Genomic DNA, 20,055 nt, shown 5'->3' with positions numbered 1-20,055 from the left:
GAATGTGCTGTTTGGGAAGGTTGATCGCGGGAGGGGCGCCGGCGGCGTGAAACCCCTGCGGGCCGCGTTCAGCCCCAAAACTCAGGGTAGTGGTTTCGTATGATCCGCTTCCGTGACCGTGCGCAGGCGGGGGCGCGGCTAGCTGAACGCCTGCGACAGCTCGATCTCGCCGCCCCGGTGGTGCTGGCCCTGCCGCGCGGAGGCGTGGGAGTGGCCGCTCCCGTGGCCGAAGCGCTGGCGGCTCCGTTGCACGTGGTGGTGGCCCGCAAGGTGCGCGCACCGAACAACCCGGAGTTCGCGGTGGGAGCCGTCACCGCTACGGGACCGGTCCTGTTGCACTCCAGCGCGCTGAAACGCCTGGGGCTGTCGCACGAGGACATGGCTAAGGAAATCGAGGAACAGCGGCGGGAGGCAGAACGGCGCGTGCGCGCTTACCAGAGCGAGTCCGCAGAGCCCACGGTGGCCGGCCGCGATGTCCTTGTCATCGACGACGGGTTGGCCACCGGGGCGACCGCGGCGGCGGCCCTGTCCTACCTGCGTGGCCTGGAGCCGGCGTCGCTACGGCTGGCCGTGCCGGTGGGGTCGGCCGAGGCGTGCCGGCGCCTAGACGAGGCGTGCGATGAAGTGATCTGCCTGCACGCGCCCTACGACTTCGGAGCGGTGAGCCTGTGGTACGCGCACTTCCCGCAGTACACCGACCAGGATGTCGTCGAGCTGCTGCGTGAGGCGCGACAGCGACAGGTGAGCGGCTGAGCACCAGGGCCTTGCCCTCGCAACGTATTGCGGTTCCCGGCGGCACGGAGGGCCGCCGGGAACGGGGTGCCGCGCTTCGCACCACGGAGCGCGGCCCCAGACGTTAGGGCCGGTTTTTTGACAAGGGCGGCGAGAGCGGACGGCGGACGCAAACGGGCGAGCGTCCGCCGGCGCCTTCGCAGGTCGGCGAGATCGCGCAGCGATCCCGCACCCCAGCCGTCCGAACCACAGAACCTAGGCCACCCCGAACAGGTGCTCAGTGGCGAGCTGGTCGAGCCGCTCGAAGGCCATACCGCGCTGGGCCGCAGTTGCGACGTCGAGGTCTTCGGCCAGGAGCTGCTCCAGGCTCTCGCCCTCCCCCAGGGTGGGGGTGTGCAACTCGTTGACGCGGGAGGCTTCCAGCGCCTCAACGACGCGGGGATCGGCGCGGAAGGCGGCGGACTTCTCCCGCAGGATGAGGTAGTTGCGCATGCAGCCGGCCGCCGACTCCCACACGCCGGTGTAGTCCTCGGTGCGCGGGGGCTTGAAGTCGAAGTGGCGCGGACCGGTGTAGCCGCCGTTCTCCAACAGGTCGACGAGGAAGAACGCGCTCTTGACGTCGCCGGCGCCAAAACGGAAGTCCTGGTCGTAGCGGGGGCCGTTCTGACCGTTGAGGTCGATGTGGAACAGCTTGTTCGACCACAGCGCCTGGGCGATGCCGTGCGGGAAGTTGAGCCCGGCCATCTGCTCGTGGCCGACCTCGGGGTTGAGCCCGACCATCTCCGGGTGCTCAAGCCGGTCGATGAAGGCCAGGACGTGACCGATGGTGGGCAGCAGGATGTCACCGCGCGGCTCGTTGGGCTTGGGCTCGATCGCGAAACGCAGGTCGTAGCCTTGCTGGCGTACGTAGTCGCACAGGATGTCGAAGCTTTCCTTGTAACGGTCCAGTGCGGCCCGCACGTCCTTGCTGGCGCCCGACTCGGCGCCCTCACGCCCGCCCCAGCAGACGTAGGTGGTGGCTCCCAACTCGACGGCCAGATCGATGTTGCGGATGACCTTGCGCAGCGCGTAGCGGCGGATGTCGCGGTCGTTGGCGGTCAGCGCGCCGTCTTTGAACACGGGGTGACCGAACAGGTTGGTGGTGGCCATCGGGACGGCCAGGCCGGTGGCCTCGAGCGCCGCCCGGAAGCGCTTGACGATGCCTTCGCGGGTGGTGCGGTCGGAGCCGAAGGGGACGAGGTCGTCATCGTGGAACGTGACGCCGTAGGCCCCCAGTTCGGCGAGGCGTTCCACTGCCTCGACCGGGTCCAGCGGGGCGCGCACCGCGTCGCCGAAGGGGTCGCGGCCGAGCCAGCCGACCGTCCACAGCCCGAAGGTGAAACGGTCCGCCGGGGTGGGAGTGAAGTCTGGCACGGTGAGTCGCCTCCTCGCGGATTCTTGGTCGTGGCGGCGGAGCGGTGAACGGCGCCGGAGATCCCCCAACCGGCGCCGCCCCACCGGCCCCGTCCCATTTAACTGCTGACCGGGGGATGGCTGTCAAGCGTATTCGTATGTTCATTGAACGAACCAAAGCGCATCCGAGCCTGCGGGACCCCCTGGGCAGCCGCAGCATTGACCGGCGGCGAGCCACTTGTTAATTTGTTTTTCCGCTGAACTATCGGGGTAGCGACCGCAGCAGGCAACGCGAGCGGAGGCGAGATGGCACGTGTCCTCGTAGCGGGGGTCGACAGTTCGACCCAGTCGACGAAGGTGGTCCTCGTCGACCCGGAGTCGGGTGAACTCGTAGCGCTGGGCCGTGCCTCCCACACCGTCAGCGGTCACGACGGTGCCCGCGAAAGCGACCCGGAACAGTGGTGGAGCGCCTTGAGTACCGCGTTCCACCAAGCACTAGACCAGGCACGCGAGCGCACCGGGGCCGAGTGCGCGGTCTCGGCGGTATCGGTGGCCGGCCAGCAGCACGGCCTCGTCACCCTCGACGCCGACGGCCGGCCGGTACGGCCGGCGATCCTGTGGAACGACGTGCGCTCAGCCGAAGACGCCGAAAAGCTGACCGACGACCTCGGCGGCGCGCAGGCATGGACGGAACGCACCGGCACCGTCCCGGTCGCCAGCATCACCGCCACCAAATGGGCCTGGCTGCGCCGCAACGAACCCGCCTCGGCCAGCGCCACCGCGGCCGTGCGGTTGCCCCACGACTTCCTGACCGAACGGCTGTGCGGCAACGGGGTCACCGACCGGGGAGACGCCTCCGGCTCGGGGTGGTACTCCACCGCCCAGGAGAGCTACGACCCGACCATTCTCGAACTGCCTCGGCTGCAACTCGACCCGGCGCTGCTGCCCCGCGTGGCCCCTCACGACGTCGCGGCCGGCGAAATCACACGAGAGGCCGCCCAGCATCTGGGGATCGCCCACGGTGCGCTCGTGGGCGCCGGTACCGGCGACAACATGGCGGCAGCGCTAGGACTGGGGCTGGAGAGCGTGCCCCCGGCACACGAGACAGCGGCCACAGGCGGCGGCTCCGCCCACGCCGCTGTGTTCAGCCTGGGCACCTCCGGCACCGTGTTCACCTCCACCGCGCAGCGGGCCCAGGACCCCACGGGTATGGTCGCCGGGTTCGCCGATGCCTCCGGGGGCTGGCTCCCGCTAGGGTGCACGCTCAACTGCACCCAGGCCGTCGACACCGTCGCCTCCTGGTTGGGCCGGGACCGGGAAGCCGTCGAAGAAGGCGGCGAGGTCGTCATGCTGCCCTTCTTCGACGGGGAGCGCACGCCCAACCTGCCCCTTGCCTCGGGGCTGGTCAGCGGGTTGCGCCACGCAACCACACCTGGCCAGATCCTGCGCGCCGCCTACGAGGGAGCAGTCCACTCCCTGCTGGCCGCCCTGGAACGTATCGGCCCTGTCACTGGAACCGAAATCGCTGCTGACCTGCCCCTGCTGGTCACCGGAGGCGGCGCGCAAGGACGGGCGTGGGTGGAGACGATCCGGCGGCTGTCGGGCCGACCGGTCGTGCTGCCCAGGGCCGGCGAACTGGTGGCCGTGGGCGCCGCCGCGCAGGCGGCCTCACTACTGTCGAAGGAGTCCGCGCCGGCGGTGGCGCGCCGCTGGGGGGCGGCCGACGGCCCGACCCTGGACCCGGTGACGCGCGACGAGGCGACACTGCGACGCCTCGACCTCGCCCTGGAACGCGCCAACCCGATGCTGGCACCGCGCTCGTAAACATCGGGCTCCGGGTGGGCACCTCCCCCTCACGTGCCCACCCGGACGTCACCTCCGCCATGATGGGCGGTGCCCCACCCGGAAAATTAGGGTGGGGCACCGCCCGGCCGGCCGCATCCCCCACCGGCACGTCGTGTCCGTCGCCACGTCACCGAGCACAGTTGGGAGGCTGGCGTTGTCCTCCCCCGCCATGCCGGCGGGGAGCCCGCGCCAACACAACAGATGACCGTCGCCGCCGGCACGCCCGCAGGGCAGGCGTCCCTGCGCCGGCACAATATGGCGTTGGTGCTACGCCGCATCGCCGAGGCAGGGCCGATCTCCCGGGCGGGCGTTGCCTCCCAGGTCGGCTTGACCAAAGCCACCGTTTCCAGTCTGGTCGAGGATCTCCTCGAAGCCGGCCTCCTCGCCGAACAGGCCCCCCGCGCCCAGCAGCGGGCCGGCCGCCCGGGCACCGATCTCGTGCTCAACAGCCGCGGCCCCGCCGCTGTGGGGGTAGAGGTCAACGTCGACTACATGGCGGCCTGCGTCGTCGACCTCGCCGGCACGGTCCGGGTCAACCGGCTTGAGCGTGCCGACGGGCGCGCCATCTCCGCCGAGGAGACCTTGCTGCGCGCCGGACGCCTCGCCGGCGCGTGCGCCACCGCCGCCCGGCGACGCGGACTGCGCCCGGCGGCGCTCACGTTGGCCGTTCCCGGAATCGTGGCCGAGGGGCGGGTCGTCAACGCTCCGAACCTGCGATGGTCCGACCAGCCCGTGGCCGAGGCCCTAAGCGCGGGCCTCGGGCGCCGCCCGCTGCCGATTTCGGTCGACAACGAGGCCAACCTGGCGGCGCTGGCCGAACTGTGGCACGGCCATGGCCGGGAGCTGTCGGGGTTCCTCTACGTGTCGGGAGAGATCGGGATCGGCGCCGGGCTGATCGTCGACGGTGAACTGTTCCGCGGCGCCACGGGGTTCGCCGGGGAACTGGGCCACATGTGCGCCGACGCCGCGGGCCCGCGGTGCGCCTGCGGGGCGCGCGGCTGCCTGGAGTGTTGGGCGGGCCAGGAAGCGCTACTGGCGGCGGCCGGCCTCGACACGGCCCGCGGCACCCGGTTGGGAGCCGAAGAGTCCCCCATCACTGAGCTGGCCCGCCGCGCCGAGGCCGCCGACCGTGCCGCGCTCGCGGCGCTGGAACGCGCCGGTCGGGCGCTGGGGACGGTACTGGCCTCAGCGGTGAACCTGCTCGATCCCGGCGCGATCGTCCTCGGCGGTAGCTACGCCGACCTGGCGCCATGGATCGCCCCGCCCGCCCAAGAGGAACTGGCCGGCCGGGTGACCGCGGGACGCTGGCGCCCCGAAGCGCTGCGGACCAGCGAACTAGGCGCGGGAGCGGCCGTGCACGGCGCCGCCTCAGCGGGGGTGCGCGCCCTGCTCAGCGATCCCCTTGCCGCTATGTGAACGACCGGGGGGCCGGGGCCGCCCGCGTCCGCCACGCCACCACGCCCAAGGCCAGCCCCCACAGCGCGAACCCGGGCGAGTACAGCAGCAAGTCCCACCACGCGAATCGGGCGACCTCGGCGGCGCTGAAGCCAGCCATGGCGGTAACCTCCCCCCACAGCAGGCTCGCGCTGTCGATCACTCCGACCACGCCGCGGGCGAGGAGGAAGGCGACGCCGATCCAGGCGGGGACCAGCACCATCCGCCGCGGCACGACGGTGCCGCCGCGTCGCAGCAGCAACGCGGGGATGGCGATGGCGATCAGGGCGAGCACGACCGTGCCCCACAGGCTCAGTATCAGGAACCACGGGTTTTCCATGATTGCGGACGTGGCCGCGACGCTGACCGTGTTGCGCAAGGCCATGCCGCCCAGCGCCCAATACCCTTTCAGCAGGGCATAGGCGAGCGCCAGCACCATCGCAACGCCCGCGGCAACCTGCGTCGAACGGCTGGGCCGCGAACCGGCGCCCGGCGGCTCGTGGGGGGCGGAGTCGGGGATGGACATGGTGACCTCGCATATCTCGGCTGGCCTGTACCCGGCCCGCCTACCACCGACCACAAGCACAGACACGTGGTGCGCCGACGGTACGGGCAAAAGACGGCTCCTCGCACGCAGAGACGGTGTTTCCCGCTCCCCGACCCGCGGCCGGCTCTCCCTCTCGACCCCCTGCTGGGGGTGCGACAGTCGGGGGTGCGGTGGCGGGGCGCGGCGAGCTCTCAGCTCTTCGCTCAAGGGGAGCTAGGCTCCAAAAACCCACCCCTGGCACCACGCGCCCCATGAAACGGTCACTCGGGGCTCCCCCTGCTCCTTCCCCGGTCACACGCCGCTGGGGTGAGGGTGGTGTTCGCCGGGGGTCGCCGCTCCCGGCGCCACGGGGGTCAGCGCGTGCGTGCGACCGGAGTAGATGAAGGCGTCGTAACAGTCGCCGAGCACAGTCGGCACGTAGTTGCCCCAGTGCTCCAACTCCGGGCGGTACACGAGCCCGATGGCGCGGTGGCCGAACTCGGCGCGTAGCCACTCGGAACGGTGCTCGGGCGCCCGCGGGAACACGAACAGCGATCCTCCTCCGGAGAGCGCCTCGTGTAGTCGGCTTTCCACACTCTCGGTGAGGGGCGGCGGAACCGGCACCTGTCGTGCCGGCGCGCCCCATGCGTCGGCGGCGAGCACACTACCGGCGTAGGAGCCAAACCCTACGGCCACGACCTCGTCAGCTCCGTAACGGGCGCGGATGAGTTGGCTGAGGGTGACCATGCCCGCCCGTCCCATGGCGGTGGCCCTAGCGTCGCCGACATGGGTGTTGTGCGCCCACACCACGGCCTTGGCCAGCGGTCCATGGTGGCGCAGCAGCCGGTCGAGGGTGGTGAGCATGTGGTGCTCTCGCGCGTTCCAGGCGTCGGCGCCACCCTTGAGGAGGGTGCGGTAGTAGCGTTCGGCGTTGGCCGCGAGTTCGACGTTGTAGTCTGCGGCGAACCGCGCGAAACCGCGGTCGAACGCGCTGGTGCCGGCTTCGGTATCAGCGGCGTGCCGCCGCAGTTCGGCGAGTAAGCGCACGACCGTGAGCTCTTGAGAGGCGGGCACGAGCCCGCTCGGCCAGGCATAGTCCTGTGGATCTTCGGCGTAGGACACGAAACAGCGGTAGGCGGCCAGGGCCGCGTTCACATGATCGGGCTGGTACAGGTGGAGATATTCCAGCACCGCGTGCAAGGAGCGCCACAAATTGTAGCCGTCCAGCCCGAACAGGCCGGCCCGCGCGCTGGGGGCGAGCTCGGCGTTGTACAGGCGTAGCCAGCGCAGGAACCCCGCCATCTCCTCATTGGCCCATATCCACTCCGGCCACCGGCTGAATTCGGCCAGGGCCTCCCGGGGGTCGGGGGAGGCACCGGGGCCGTGGAGCGCACAGCGGTGCATGGCGAGCGCGTCGGGCCAGTCGCCCACGACTGCGACGAGGGAAAACCCCTTCTCCTCGACTAGCCGGCGGGTGATCTCCGTGCGCTGGCGGTAGTACTCCGAGGTGCCGTGGGAGGACTCCCCCAGCAGAACCACGCGAGCCGCACCGACCCGCTCCACCAGTTGGTCAAGGTTCGATGTCGTCCGTAGCGGCACCGCGTCCTCACGGATACGGGTTGTCGTTGGGTCACGCATGGTTTTCTCCCTCGCCGGCGCCGGGCTCCCAGCGACTGTGGGCCGCAGCCACCGGCCCGGGAAGCGGAAGGGGCTGGCACGGCTGCGGCCCAGGCCACCTCACATGGGAGTCACCCGCCGGGCTACCCCGCCCACACGGTTCCATTCCCGCAGCCCACCACTGTCACCCCCGGTTACGTCCCTCCATCCCACCGTGCGGGAGATGCCTCCCCTTGAACGGCAGCGTGCTGCCCGGGGCGGCACACGCTGCGAAGACATGGCCGTTTCAGATCGGTGTCCAAAAACGCGCCAGCCCGCTTATAGGCGGTGTCCAGCTTCCCGTCCAACCGGTGGCCGCACCTTCGCACCAGGTGGCCGCACACATGCGGCCTTGGCGACGAACGGAAAAGGTGGCACAAGTGGAAACGTGGGTTGATGTTCCGATCGGATTGGACGCCGAGCGCTGGGTGACGCGGCGCGGATGCCGCGTGGTGTTGGTGATGGTGCACACGCTGGCCTGCGGGCAGCGCCTGCTCGATGTCGTGGCCCTCCTGCGGTCGGACATGCGCGTCCAGGTGGTGTTCACGCCGGCTCCTTCGGCGTTCAGCGCTGGAGTCGAGGAGTTTTTGGCGCAGTTGGGAGGCGTGGTGCTGCCGTGGGAGCAGGCGGTGCGCATGCGGTTCGACCTGGCGCTGGCAGCCAACACCGGCGGCATCGAAAACGTACACGCGCCGGTGGTGTTGTTGCCGCACGGGGCGGGCTTCAACAAGTTCATCGCGACGGCGGCCACCGGCAGCGCTGCGGCCCCGCGCGAGACATTCGGGCTGGGTCGCCAGTGGCTCGTGCGCGACGGGCGCGTGCTGCCCTCGGTCCTGGTCTTGGCGCACGAAAACGAACGCCGCCGGTTGGCCCAAGCGTGTCCGGAAGCCGTGCCGGCGGCGGTGGTGGCCGGGGACCCCTGCTTCGACCGGCTGCGACTGAGCTTGGATTCGCGGGAGGAGTACCGGCACGCCCTAGGGGTGGGACGTGACGAGCGGCTGGTCGTCGCTGCCTCAACCTGGGGAGCGTCCTCGCTGCTGGGCGCACGCGCCGACGTGATGGCACGACTGGTGCGGGAAGCGGCCACGACAACGACACGGGCGGCGCTGCTGGTCCACCCCAACGTGTGGATGGGCCACGGCACCTGGCAGGTCAAAGCGTGGCTGGCCGACTGGGCCGCGGCCGGCCTGCTGGTGGTGCCGGTGGAGGAGGAGTGGCGGGCGGTGCTGGCCGCCGCTGACGCAGTGGTCGGTGACCACGGCTCAGCAACGCTGTACGCGGCGCTGACGGGACAGCCGGTGATGCTCGCCTCCGGCGGCGGGGCAGACGTGGACCCGCACTCTCCCATGGGGGAGCTCCTGCGTTCGAGTCCGCAGCTCCCCGACTCGGGCCAGGTGTTGAGTCTCGTCGAACGGGTGAGCGCCGGGTGGAACGCGCAACGGCTGGCCGGCGTGGCCAGCCGGATCACCTCAGCGCCGGGCGAATTCGCCACACGCATGCGCGCCGCACTGTACCGGGTGCTGGAGATGCCCGAACCTGCCACGCCGGCGCGCACCGACCGAGTGGAGCCGCCACGCGTGGCGGTGCCGCGACCGACACGGACGGAAGCGTGAGCGCCATGGCCGCCGCCGCTGAGGAGCATGGCCGCGCCAGCCGGATCGTGGTCGCGGGCGTGGCCAGCCTAGGGATTGCGGTGGGCGTGGACGGTTTCCCGCTCACCGACGGCCCGACCCGGTTTCCGGAATGGATGCGCACCGGGGTGACCGGTGTGGGGGCCAACGTAGCGGGAGCGCTGCGCCGGTTGGGCGACGAGGTCGAGTTTTGCACCGTCATCGGCGCCGATCCCCCCGGAGACTTCATCCGCGCCGAACTGCGCACGCGGGGCCTGCTGGGAGCGGGCGCGATCGTGGGGCCGGCGTCGTCGCTGGCGGTGTCGTTTGCGGCTCCTGACGGTAGCCGGGCGGGACACTCACTGTTGACCCCGGTCAACGAGGTGGACTACCCGGCTGAGGTGTTCGCCAAGTTGGCGGACGGCGCGGATCTGGCGGTGATGACCACCGCCGGGTTCACCGAGCCGCTACTGGCACAGGCACGGCGGTTGGGCGTGCGGGTCGCTGTTGATGTGCATCTCATCGCTGACGTGTACGAGGAGCGACGCCGCCCCTGGCTGAACGCCGCCGATATCCTGTTCTGCTCGCACGAGCGGCTACCGTGCGCACCGCGGGAGTGGATCACTCAGGTGTTCGCCACCTACCCCGGCTGCGGGATCGCGGCGGTGGGGTGCGGCCCCGAGGGGTGTGTCCTGGGGCTTCGTGACGGGACGCTGGTGCGGGCGCGCGCGGCGCCGCCGCGGGGCGTACGCAACCCGGTGGGGGCGGGCGACACGCTGTTCGCCTCGTTCGTGCACAGTTGGTTGGGTTCGGGGCGGCCGGTGGAGGCGCTGCGGCAGGCGGTCGTCCACGCCGGCTACACCATTGGGGACTGTTTTCCCGCGGAGGGCCATCTCAGTGACCGCGAACTGCGGGAGTTGGCGAGCCGTCACCCGGTGGAGGTGTGGTTGGGGCGCTGGCGGTGAGCCCAGAAGCCGGCGGGTGGGGGAGAGTCACTCCCCCACCCGCCGTTATCCCGCTTCATGGGGGGTGCGTTCGAGTTGGGCCAGAGAGTGTTCGACTCGTCGGATGGCTGCCCGCTCGCCGGTTTCAGCCAGTAGTTTCAGCGCAGCCGCGTACTCCTGGCGGGCCTGGCGGGGTGCCCCGCCGGCGCGAGCGAGGTCGCCACGGGCCTCGTGAGCTTCGGCCTGACCGGCCGGCGAGCCCAGCCGCCGCATCGTCGCCAACGCGGCCTCCAGCAGTCGATCCGCTTCGTGGGGGGTGCTGTGGGCGAGGGCGCGGCCGTAGGCGATGCGCACCCGTGCCTCGTTGTAGGGGTCATCTCGTTGTTGCAGCAGATCCAGTGCCCGCTCCAGAGGCGGGAGCGCGCTGGTGGGGCGGCCGGCGCGCTCGTGGGCGCGGCCCAGCCCCAGCAGGGTGATGGCGGTGTTGTGGGGCTGGTCCAGCGTCTCGTCCAGCCGCAGAGCCTCGTCGAGGTGGTCGATCGCCTCCTCGGGGTGGCCGCCGGCCAGCGCGAGGAGGCCACGGCGTTGCAGGGTTTGGGCGAGACGCTCGGGCGCGCCGCTCTCCTCCCAGATCTGCTGCGCCTGGCGCAGCACGTCCTCGGCCTGCTGGTACTGACCGATGTGGCCCAGCACCAGCGCCATGCGGTTGAGCATCCGCCCTTCGAAGCGGCGTTCGCCCCGGCGGCGGGCGAGCTCAAGAGCGGTGCGGGTGATGTCGAGCCAGGAGGTGGCGTCGCGACGATGCAGGTAGAGCGACCACAGTCCGTCGGCGATGCCCATGGCGTGCTCGGGCCAGCCGTTCTCAGCGGCGTAGCTCGCCAGGAGCCGTAGGTTGGTGTGTTCGACGGTGAGCCAGGTGAGGGCCTCATCCGGTCCGGGGAAGTCGGGGGTGGCGGCCTCGGAGCGTGACGGGGGGCCGCTTGTGGCGTAGGAGCGGAGGCGGCGGTCGGCGGCCAGAGCACTGTCTCGGTACAGGTCCAGCAGCCGGCCCAGCGCGTCGTGGCGGGCTTCGGGGGTTTCGGCGTCGGTGGCCTTCTCTCCGGCGTGCAGCCGCAGCAGGTCGTGGAGTTCGTAGCGTCCCGGTTGCCCCTCATGCAGGAGGCTGGCGACGACGAGCGCGCGCAGGGCCTGCTCGCACTCGTGGGGGGCGCGGTCGAGCAGGGCACACGCGACGTCGGTGGTGATATCGGCGGCCGGGTACCAACCGAGGCGGCGGTAAAGCTGGGCCGGAACCTCGGCGAGAGCGTCGTAGGAGAGGTCGAAGACCGCACGCACGGAGCTTTCCTCGTTTTCCTCCTGCTCACTGGAGGCGCCCAGGAGGCGCTGGCGTTGGGAGAGCTCTTCGACGGTGTGGGCCAGGTGGACCGAGACGTGGGTGGCGAGCTGGACGGCCACGGCTCCCACGGCGATAGGCAAACCGCCGCACAGTCGTGCCAGGCTCCACGCGGAGCGCCGGTCGTCGGCGACGCGCTGCTCGCCGACGATGCGCGACAGCAGGGTCACAGCCGTGGACTCGTCCAGTGGTGGGACGTTGATGAAGTGGGCGCCGTCCAGGGCCAGCCCGCCGATGTGGACCCGGGTGGTGACCACGACGGTGTGAGCGCCCTGCCCCGGCAGCAGGGAACGGACCTGGGCAGCGGTGTTGGCGTTGTCAACCAGGATCGCCAGCCGACGCTCGTTGGTGAGGGAGCGAAACCACGCTGCCCGGCCGGCCAGGTCGGGCGGGATCGAGGGGGGCGGGACCCCCAATGCGTGAAGGAAGGACTGCACGATGTCGGCCGGGTCGGCCGGGTCGAGTCGAGAGAAGCCGCGTAGATCGCAGTAGAGCTGACCGTCGGGGAAGCGGTCGAGGTGCTCGTGGAGGAAGCGCGTGGCCAAAGCCGACTTGCCGACGCCTCCCAGACCGGTGAGTACGAGTAGGGCACTGCGCTGCTGTTGGTGGGCGGCGGTGACGATCTCGGCCATATGGGCAAGTTCGCGATGCCGATCGACGAAGTGCGGCGGCGCCGGCGGGAGCTGGCGCAGCGGTACCACGGCGAGGGAGGGCTGGGACGCCGCGGGCGGGTGGATGTGCACCCCACCATGCACCGTGCCCGCCTGGACCGCGGTGCCCTGGTTGTCGCCGTCGATCGTGTTGTGGAACGACTGTTCTGGCCGCTCACCCGGTGTCGGTGCGTGGCTTGCTTTGACCTCGTTACGGCCACAACGGCCCATACGTAATGCCCTCACCCTAAGATCCACAATCAGTGCATTACGGTCATACCCGATAGTTGGGCCGTTACCTACATGTCTTTTGCACGAGCCCTCGAAGACTTCTGAACAGCTAGCTCGATGTCGAACTTTCCCTTTTTCACGCCGAGTGACACCGGTTCGTTTTGCTGTTCCCCGCGGCAGCGAGCAATCCGGTGAGCAGCACATTCAGGGCCGACAAAACGAGCCGCGCCCTTACGCCGGAGCGGAGGGGCGCGGCAGCGTAGATCGGGAGCTAGCCACTCAGCTCCCCAGTAACCGGGCCGTAGACCAATTCACTAGCCACCCGAAAATGACAAAAGGAATTAACATAAAGTAGAATGAACTTTCGTGTCCAAACGCGCTGCCGCGCGTCCTGGATACGTTCAGCGAGGGCGTGGCTGCCGACTGCCGAGGAAGGGACCACGCCCTCGCGCCGATGAGATCAACTCATCTCCAAGATCGTTTATAGCACAAAGGCACTACTGGATCTGCATATACGCATAGTGGAGGATGAGTCCTAAAAGTCCGTTTCGGCGAAACTCTCCATGAGGAAGCCAACCGAGGCCGCTTCGGGCACCCCCAGCCGGGCGAATATCTGGTGCGCCCGCTCGAAGCAGTCACGAGCTATCGTGGCCTGGTCACGACTTAGCGCGACGCGCCCCAGCCTCTCCAACGCCAGTGCCTCTTCGTAGTCGATCCCGGCGTCGTGGGCGATGCGGTGGGCCTCGTGGTAGTAGGCCACGGCATCCTCGGACCGTCGCAGCGCCAACTGTAGGTCGCCGAAGGCGAGGAAAAGTTCGACCCGCGTACTCGGGCTGCCGAACGTGGCCGACAGTCGTCGGCTCTCCTCTAGGTAGGGCAGGGCCTGCTCGGGCTCGCCCAACATCAGGTAAGCCCGACCGACATTGCAGCGGGTGACCACTTCCGACCATCGGTCGTGGGTCTGCTGCTGCAAGGCCAGGGCTTCTTGGTAGTGGCGCAGGGCCCGCTCGGGGTCGCCCTTATAGGCGGCGATCTCACCGATGTTGTTCAGGATCAGCCCTTGCTGGCCGAGATCGCCCAAGGCGCGAAACAGGGGAAGAGCTTCCTCGCACAGCGCCTGGGCCTCCCGGTGGTAGCCAAAGGTCTTGTGAGCGCCCGCCAGGTTGGTGTTGATCTTGGCTTGGCGGTAGGTCTCACCCAGCGAGCCGTAGATCCGGGCAGACTCGGTGAAATGCTCCACGGCGGCGTGATAGTGGCACTGTGCCTGGTGACAGTTGGCCAGACGTCCTAGAGACTCGGCGACTCCGGCTTGGTGAGCGAAACGCCGGTAAACGGCCAGAGCGTCGTTGTGGCAGCGCTGTGCCGCCTCATACCGGCCCACCACGTAGTGGATGAGTCCGAGATGGTCGACCACTTGCGCCTCGCGCAACTGGTCGCCCCGCTCGCGGCAGCGTTGGACGGCGGCTCGGGCGGTCTCCAGTGCGGCGTTGACCTCCCCCATGCGCAGCTCGACGCGGCTGAGCTCATACATCGAGTGGGTCACGTGGGTTTCCTCGCCCAAATCACGCCAGATACGCAGGGCGCGGCGGTGCATGCCGGCCGCCGCTTCCCAGGGACCGTGCTCCTCGGCGTAGTCAGCGATGACATGACTGAAACTCGCCGCCTGGCGCGTAAACCCGTACCGGTCGGCGTAGTGGAAGATCGCTAGCAGGCTCGTCTCTTCGGTGCGAAGCCATTCGACGGCCTCCTTGCGCCCCGGAAACACCGGGAGCTCTATTCCTGGGCTCGTTTCCGGGGTGGAGCGCAGGCGGTGGGGAGAAAGCGTACGATCAGCGGCGTCACAGGCCGCGAGATAGAAGTTCAACAGGCGGTGCAGGACGCTGCGACGTTGGGGCTCGGCCAACTCGTGCTCGGCGTGACGCTGGGCGAACGCCGCGACGAGGGCGTGCATCCGGTAGCGGTGCGGCGCGTACTCCTCGATGAGGTGATAGTCGAGGAGTTCCTCCAGGATTGGCTGGGCCTCTCCCGTGGCGCGGCCCATCAGCGCTGCCGCGGCATAGCGGTCGAACGCCGCTGCCGGATGCAGCCCCAGCCGGGCGAATGCGGCGCTGGCCGACGAGCTGACGCCGCGCACCGACAGTCGCAGCACCGCCTCCAGGCTGCGGTCTCCGGCACGGAACTCGCTCACCCGTTGCAGGACCGATTCCAGCCACCCCAACAGCTCTGTGGCGGTCCAGGTGGGATGGTGACGCAGTTGTAGGGCACCGATGCGCATGGCCAAGGGCAGATATTCGCACATGCGCACGATCGCCTCCAGCTCGCCGTCCGGGTCGTCAACACTGGCGCCGGAGATGGTGGCGAACAACTCCATCGCGTGCTGAGAGGAGGGCACGGTCAGTTCGACGTGGTGCGCGCCGTCAATCTCGGGAAGCCGGCGGCGGCTGGTGATAAGCACGGCGCACTCGGAGCCGCCAGGGATGAGCGAATGCACCTGCCGATGATCGACGGCGTCATCCAGCACGATCAGGGCGCGCAGCTCGGCGGTCTGGTCACGCCACAGTGCAGCGCGCTGCTCCACCGACGACGGGATCTGTCTGGGGGGCAGGTCAAGCATGCGTAGTAGCTCGTAGAGAGCTTCCATCTCCCCCAGCGGTTCCAGCCGTTCGTTGTGGCTGCGCAGGTCAAGAGAGAGACGGACATCGGGGAACTCGCTTTTGATCAAATGGGCGGCGTGCAGCGCCAGACTGGTCTTTCCCACCCCGGCCATACCGCTGATGACGCACACTCCGGTGGCCTGGGACGCCACGCCTTGGGTGGGGTGGATTGCGGTGAGTACATCGGCCAGCTCCTGCTGGCGGTCAGTGAAGTCGGCGATGTCACGGCCGAGATTGTCATGGCGGCGCCGTAAGACACGCTGCTCGTCGGGCGACGGTGCGGGGGTGGTCAGCGCGCTGGGACCGCCCAGAAGTTCCTGGTAGATCCGCTGGGTCTCTGGGCCGGGGTCGATTCCGGCCTCCTCAGCGAGCAGGCGTTGCAGCTCCAGGTAGGTGGTAACAGCTTCGGTCGGGCGCCCCGCTTGGCGCAGTGCCAGCATCAGTGCCAGGGTCAGCCGCTCATTGAAGGGATAGTGCGAGACGAACTCGGTGAGCCTGGCGACGATCTCGTCGGCCCGACCGGCCCGTAGCGCGGTTTCGGCCCACTGGCCTATAGCCGACTGGTAGGCCTGTTCCATGGTGGGGCGCATGTCGCGAGCCCACCGGCCCGCCACGTCGGCCAGTGGCTCGCCACGCCACAGCTTCAACGCGCCGTCGAGCAACGCCATCGCTCTCTCGGGATCGTCGTCCCTGGCGACCGTAGCGGCCTCGTCGCACAACCGCCGGAACCGATGCCAGTCGACGGTGTCCTCCTCAACATGGAGCACGTAGGCACCGGAGCGTTGGACGATCAGATCACGGCTGAGACCGGCTCGTTCCAGACTGCGGCGTAGCCGGTTGGCGTAGGAGTACAGCGTCGCGCGGCTTTTCTCGGAAGGCGCGCCGTCCCACAACCGCTCGGCGAGAACGTCCATGGACACCGGCCGGCCCGCCGACAGCGCCAAAACCGCCAGCAGTGCCAGTTCCTTACCTTTTCCGATATCCGCGGCGCGATGGCCGACACGCAACTCCACAGCGCCAAGGACGTTGATCTCCACCTACGCCTCCTCCGCGCGGCACCATCAGAATTCTTCCGTCCACTTCTGGAAGTAAACAGCCACCGGAACACGGAGTGGCGAAGATCAAAAATCAAAGAACGAGCAACATCACCACCTCTCACCTGCGACTAAAAAAGATCACCACACAGAAGCACACAGCATACGAACAACAGGAGAATGGCCGAATCCGGCCAGCAGACCCAAAATCCGCAACAGCAAAACAAGATCGAATTACGCATGCCGATGCACATGCAAATCACTCGGGAAACTGCACGAGAAAATCGATCATCAACCAACCTCAACAGTCGATCAACACCAAGATTCACCTCCTCAAAACAATAGGAAAACCATTTTCTCCAGTGACACCAACAACCACAGGAACTAGCACTCCGCGACTGTTGCCCCCGGACTTTCGCCCCATCATCGCTTTTCCCGCCTTCCGAGGACTCCATAGCCTGCTCCGACACCTCCTCCGAGGCAGCAAGGTGGCGTCACCGGATTGGCGCGCACCACGTCTGCGGCGGACCACGCCGAGGCCACACGATCACACCGCACAGGAGTCAAAGTCGCCGAGGGGCGGCGCTGGTTGATCCCTGCTCCTGATGTGGCGAGAACGCGGCGGAAGGGCCCCGGGACGACGAAGGGGCACTCCGTTTCCACCGTTGTGCCGGATTTGTTGCTCCCTGCCCCATTGACGCGCTCGGTAACGTCAACGCAACATACTTAGGATGTTGCCACTGGGGGACACAATCACCTGCATATGGGAGCGCTCCCATATGCAGATGGCGGCCCTTCCCCACCGGCATGGGCCGATGGCGCTGCCCCTACGTCCCCTCGCGGCACACGTGAGACCGGCGGGACATCCGCAGGTTTTACTCCATAGCGGGAGAAAGGCCGCACATGTCACATCCCCCACAAAATCCCCCATACCGTGACCGCGGTCGTCGGCGATCCGGCCGACGCCGACCACTGACCGCGATCGCGGCGAGTACCTCGCTGTTGCTGGGCTGCCTAGTTGCGCCTATGGCGACCGGTACCGCGCACGCCGCACCGGAGTTCAACTACGCCGAAGCGCTCCAGAAGTCGATGTTCTTCTACGAAGCCCAGCGTTCGGGTGACCTCCCTGAGGACAACCGCGTGAACTGGCGCGGCGACTCCGCCCTCGACGACGGCTCCGACGTCGGCCTCGACCTCACCGGCGGCTGGTACGACGCCGGCGACCACGTGAAGTTCGGGCTGCCCATGGCGTTCACCACGACCATGCTGGCCTGGGGGGCGCTGGAGAGCCCCGAGGGCTACACCGACTCCGGCCAAATGCCTTACCTCAAGGGCAACCTGCGCTGGGTCAACGACTACTTCATCAAGGCCCACCCCGAGCCCAACGTGCTCTACGCCCAAGTCGGCGACGGCGACGCCGACCACAAGTGGTGGGGGCCGGCCGAGGTGCTGCCGATGGAGCGGCCCAGCTACAAGGTCGACGCCTCGTGCCCCGGCAGCGACGTCGCGGGGGAAACCGCGGCGGCGATGGCTGCCTCCTCGCTGGTCTTCGCCGAGGACGACCCGGCCTACGCCGATACGCTCGTCCAGCACGCCGAAGAGCTGTACAACTTCGCCGACACCTACCGCGGCGTCTACTCCGACTGTGTGCCCGCGGGCAGCTTCTACGACTCCTACTCGGGCTACCAGGACGAGTTGGTCTGGGGCGCCTACTGGCTGTACAAGGCCACCGGTGACCAGTCCTACCTAGACAAGGCCGAGACGGAGTACCAGAACCTCTCCACCGAGCCGCAGACCGACACCCGCAGCTACAAGTGGACGATCGCCTGGGACGACAAGTCCTACGGCGCCTACGCGCTGCTGGCCATGGAGACCGGCAAGCAAGAGTACATCGACGACACCAACCGGTGGCTGGACTACTGGACCGTCGGTGTCAACGGTGAGCAGATCTCCTACTCGCCGGGCGGCCAAGCCTTCCTCGACACGTGGGGCTCGCTGCGCTATGCGGCCAACACCGCATTCGTGGCGCTGACCTACGCCGACTGGACCGACGACGCCGAGCGCGCGCAGCGCTATCAGGATTTCGGGGTCGACCAGATCAACTACGCCCTGGGTGACAACCCCCGCAACTCCAGCTACGTGGTCGGCTTCGGCGAGAACCCGCCGATCAACCCCCACCACCGCACGGCTCACGGCTCATGGCTGGACAACATCACCAGCCCCGAGGACAACCGCCACGTGCTCTACGGCGCTTTGGTGGGCGGCCCCTCCTCGGCTGATGACGCCTACACCGACGATCGACAGGACTACGTCTCCAACGAGGTCGCCACCGACTACAACGCCGGGTTCTCCAGTGCGCTGGCCAAGCTGGTCGCCGACTACGGCGGCACCCCGGCGGCAAACTTCCCGGTCTTCCAGGAGCCCGAAGGCCCACAGATGTACATCGAGGCCGCGCTCAACCAGAGCAGCTCCACCTTCACCGAGATCAAGGCCATGATCCGTAACAAGTCGAGTTTCCCGGCCACGATGCTGGACGAGGGCTCGTTCCGTTACTGGTTCACTCTCGATGAAGGGGTCTCCCCCAGCGATATCGAGGTGAGCTCGGCCTACAACCAGTGCAGCTCGCCCAGCGGCGCCCAGCAGGTCGAGGGCGACCTCTACTACGTGGAGGTCGACTGCACCGGCCAGGAGATCTACCCCGGGGGCCAGTCCGAGTGGCGCCGCGAGGTACAGTTCCGCATCGCCGGCAACGAGAATTGGGACCCCTCCAACGACTGGTCCTACCAAGGCATCGGCGAGGAGCTGGCGCTGGCCGAGAACATGGTGCTCTACGACGCCGGCGAGCCGGTGTGGGGCACCGCTCCCGAAGGTGACACCGGCGGTGATGACACCACCGCGCCGACGGTGCCGGGGGAGCCCAGCGCCTCGAACGTGACCGCCACGGCAGTGACCCTGTCGTGGGGGGCCTCCACCGATTCCGGCGGCAGCGGCCTGGCCGGCTACGAGGTCTACCGCGAAACCAGCAGCGGTGATGAGCTGGTGGCCTCGCCCAACGGGACCTCCACCACGTTGAGTGACCTGGACCCCAACACCACCTACGTGCACCACGTGGTCGCCGTGGACGGCGCCGGCAACACCTCCGAGGCCAGCGCCACGGTCACCTTCACCACCGACCAGATCGGGCAGGAAGACACCACGCCGCCGACGGTGCCGGGGGAGCCCAGCGCCTCGAACGTGACCGCCACGGCAGTGACCCTGTCGTGGGGGGCCTCCACCGATTCCGGCGGCAGCGGCCTGGCCGGCTACGAGGTCTACCGCGAAACCAGCAGCGGTGATGAGTTGGTGGCTTCGCCCAGCGGGACCTCCACCACGCTGAGCGGGCTGGAGCCGGCCACCGAGTACACCTACTACGTGGTCGCCCGCGACCTGGCCGGCAACACCTCCGAGGCCAGTGCCACGGTGAGCTTCACCACCGAGGCGCAAAGCGGCGAGGGCGCCGTGTGCGCGGTGGACTACTCGGTGGCCAACGAGTGGAACAGCGGCTTCACCGGCTCGGTGACGGTGACCAACACCGGCGACACCGCGATCCAGGACTGGGAGTTGGCCTTCGACTTCACCGCCGGCCAGCAGCTCACCAACGGCTGGAGCGCCCAGTGGAGCCAAAGCGGCACCACCGTGACCGCCACCGCGTCCTCCTGGGCCAGTGGCGACCTGGCCCCGGGCGCCTCGGTCACCGCCGGGTTCAACGCCTCCCACAGCGGCGACAACCCAGTGCCCGACGAGTTCACCGTCAACGGCACCACCTGCGACTAACACCAACCGTGACCTGAACCGGCCCCCGGTCAGGCCACACCAGCGACAAACGAACTGGGGGGCGTCGCACCGCGACGCCCCCCAGCCTTCGCAGCCCCGCCGTCGACCGGAGCCGCGACAGCTTCGGGAGCCCCGCCCCGC

Annotated in this window: 11 protein-coding genes; 6 read left to right on the top strand and 5 right to left on the bottom strand. The window is 68.6% G+C overall.

Annotated features, from left to right (window positions below; all coding sequences use genetic code 11):
* Window positions 1-99 precede the first annotated feature (99 nt).
* Window positions 100-753: a phosphoribosyltransferase gene (locus ABD848_RS06965; RefSeq protein WP_344968627.1), complete on the top strand. Its 654-nt coding sequence runs from the start codon at window positions 100-102 to the stop codon at window positions 751-753.
* Between the two features lie 234 nt (window positions 754-987).
* Here ABD848_RS06965 and xylA read toward each other — a convergent pair whose 3' ends face one another.
* Window positions 988-2,145 carry a xylose isomerase gene (xylA, locus tag ABD848_RS06960; protein ID WP_344968625.1) on the bottom strand — a complete coding sequence of 386 codons (1,158 nt, stop codon included), beginning with the start codon at window positions 2,143-2,145 and terminating at the stop codon, window positions 988-990.
* Between the two features lie 285 nt (window positions 2,146-2,430).
* On the opposite strand from xylA, the gene xylB reads away from it, so the two are divergent.
* Together xylB and ABD848_RS06950 are read left to right on the top strand one after the other, a co-directional pair.
* Window positions 2,431-3,948 (top strand): xylulokinase, encoded by a 1,518-nt coding sequence (xylB, locus tag ABD848_RS06955; RefSeq protein ID WP_344968622.1) that lies wholly within the window; start codon window positions 2,431-2,433, stop codon window positions 3,946-3,948.
* Window positions 3,949-4,170: 222 nt separating this feature from the next.
* A complete protein-coding gene (locus ABD848_RS06950; protein WP_344968620.1) occupies window positions 4,171-5,385 on the top strand; it encodes an ROK family transcriptional regulator in 1,215 nt (404 codons plus the stop codon).
* Here the strand turns inward: ABD848_RS06950 and ABD848_RS06945 are convergent.
* Window positions 5,378-5,929 (bottom strand): DUF3995 domain-containing protein, encoded by a 552-nt coding sequence (locus ABD848_RS06945; RefSeq protein WP_344968618.1) that lies wholly within the window; start codon window positions 5,927-5,929, stop codon window positions 5,378-5,380. The two genes, ABD848_RS06950 and ABD848_RS06945, sit on opposite strands and share 8 nt — an antisense overlap.
* 312 nt (window positions 5,930-6,241) lie before the next feature.
* Complete coding sequence (locus tag ABD848_RS06940) at window positions 6,242-7,567, bottom strand: erythromycin esterase family protein (RefSeq protein ID WP_344968616.1); 1,326 nt, start codon at window positions 7,565-7,567, stop codon at window positions 6,242-6,244.
* Between the two features lie 398 nt (window positions 7,568-7,965).
* Between ABD848_RS06940 and ABD848_RS06935 the strand changes: the two genes are divergently transcribed.
* The gene (locus ABD848_RS06935; RefSeq protein WP_344968614.1) at window positions 7,966-9,198 is read left to right on the top strand and encodes a hypothetical protein; all 1,233 of its coding nucleotides are present in this window, start codon (window positions 7,966-7,968) and stop codon (window positions 9,196-9,198) included.
* Between the two features lie 5 nt (window positions 9,199-9,203).
* On the top strand, window positions 9,204-10,160 hold the full coding sequence (locus tag ABD848_RS06930) for a carbohydrate kinase family protein (RefSeq protein WP_344969058.1): 957 nt from the start codon (window positions 9,204-9,206) through the stop codon (window positions 10,158-10,160).
* 45 nt (window positions 10,161-10,205) lie between these two features.
* On the opposite strand, the gene ABD848_RS06925 is transcribed toward ABD848_RS06930, so the two are convergent.
* Both ABD848_RS06925 and ABD848_RS06920 read right to left on the bottom strand, forming a co-directional pair.
* Window positions 10,206-12,428 (bottom strand): ATP-binding protein, encoded by a 2,223-nt coding sequence (locus ABD848_RS06925; RefSeq protein WP_344968612.1) that lies wholly within the window; start codon window positions 12,426-12,428, stop codon window positions 10,206-10,208.
* A 520-nt stretch (window positions 12,429-12,948) separates the two neighbouring features.
* A complete protein-coding gene (locus ABD848_RS06920) occupies window positions 12,949-16,104 on the bottom strand; it encodes an AfsR/SARP family transcriptional regulator (RefSeq protein WP_344968609.1) in 3,156 nt (1,051 codons plus the stop codon).
* 900 nt (window positions 16,105-17,004) lie between these two features.
* Here ABD848_RS06920 and ABD848_RS06915 point away from each other — a divergent pair.
* Complete coding sequence (locus tag ABD848_RS06915; RefSeq protein ID WP_344968607.1) at window positions 17,005-19,914, top strand: glycoside hydrolase family 9 protein; 2,910 nt, start codon at window positions 17,005-17,007, stop codon at window positions 19,912-19,914.
* Window positions 19,915-20,055 lie beyond the last annotated feature (141 nt).

This window comes from Salinactinospora qingdaonensis (genome assembly GCF_039539445.1).
Taxonomy (GTDB): domain Bacteria; phylum Actinomycetota; class Actinomycetes; order Streptosporangiales; family Streptosporangiaceae; genus Salinactinospora; species Salinactinospora qingdaonensis.
Note: the sequence above shows the minus strand (reverse complement) of the source record. Positions and strands in the feature narration are given on the sequence as shown.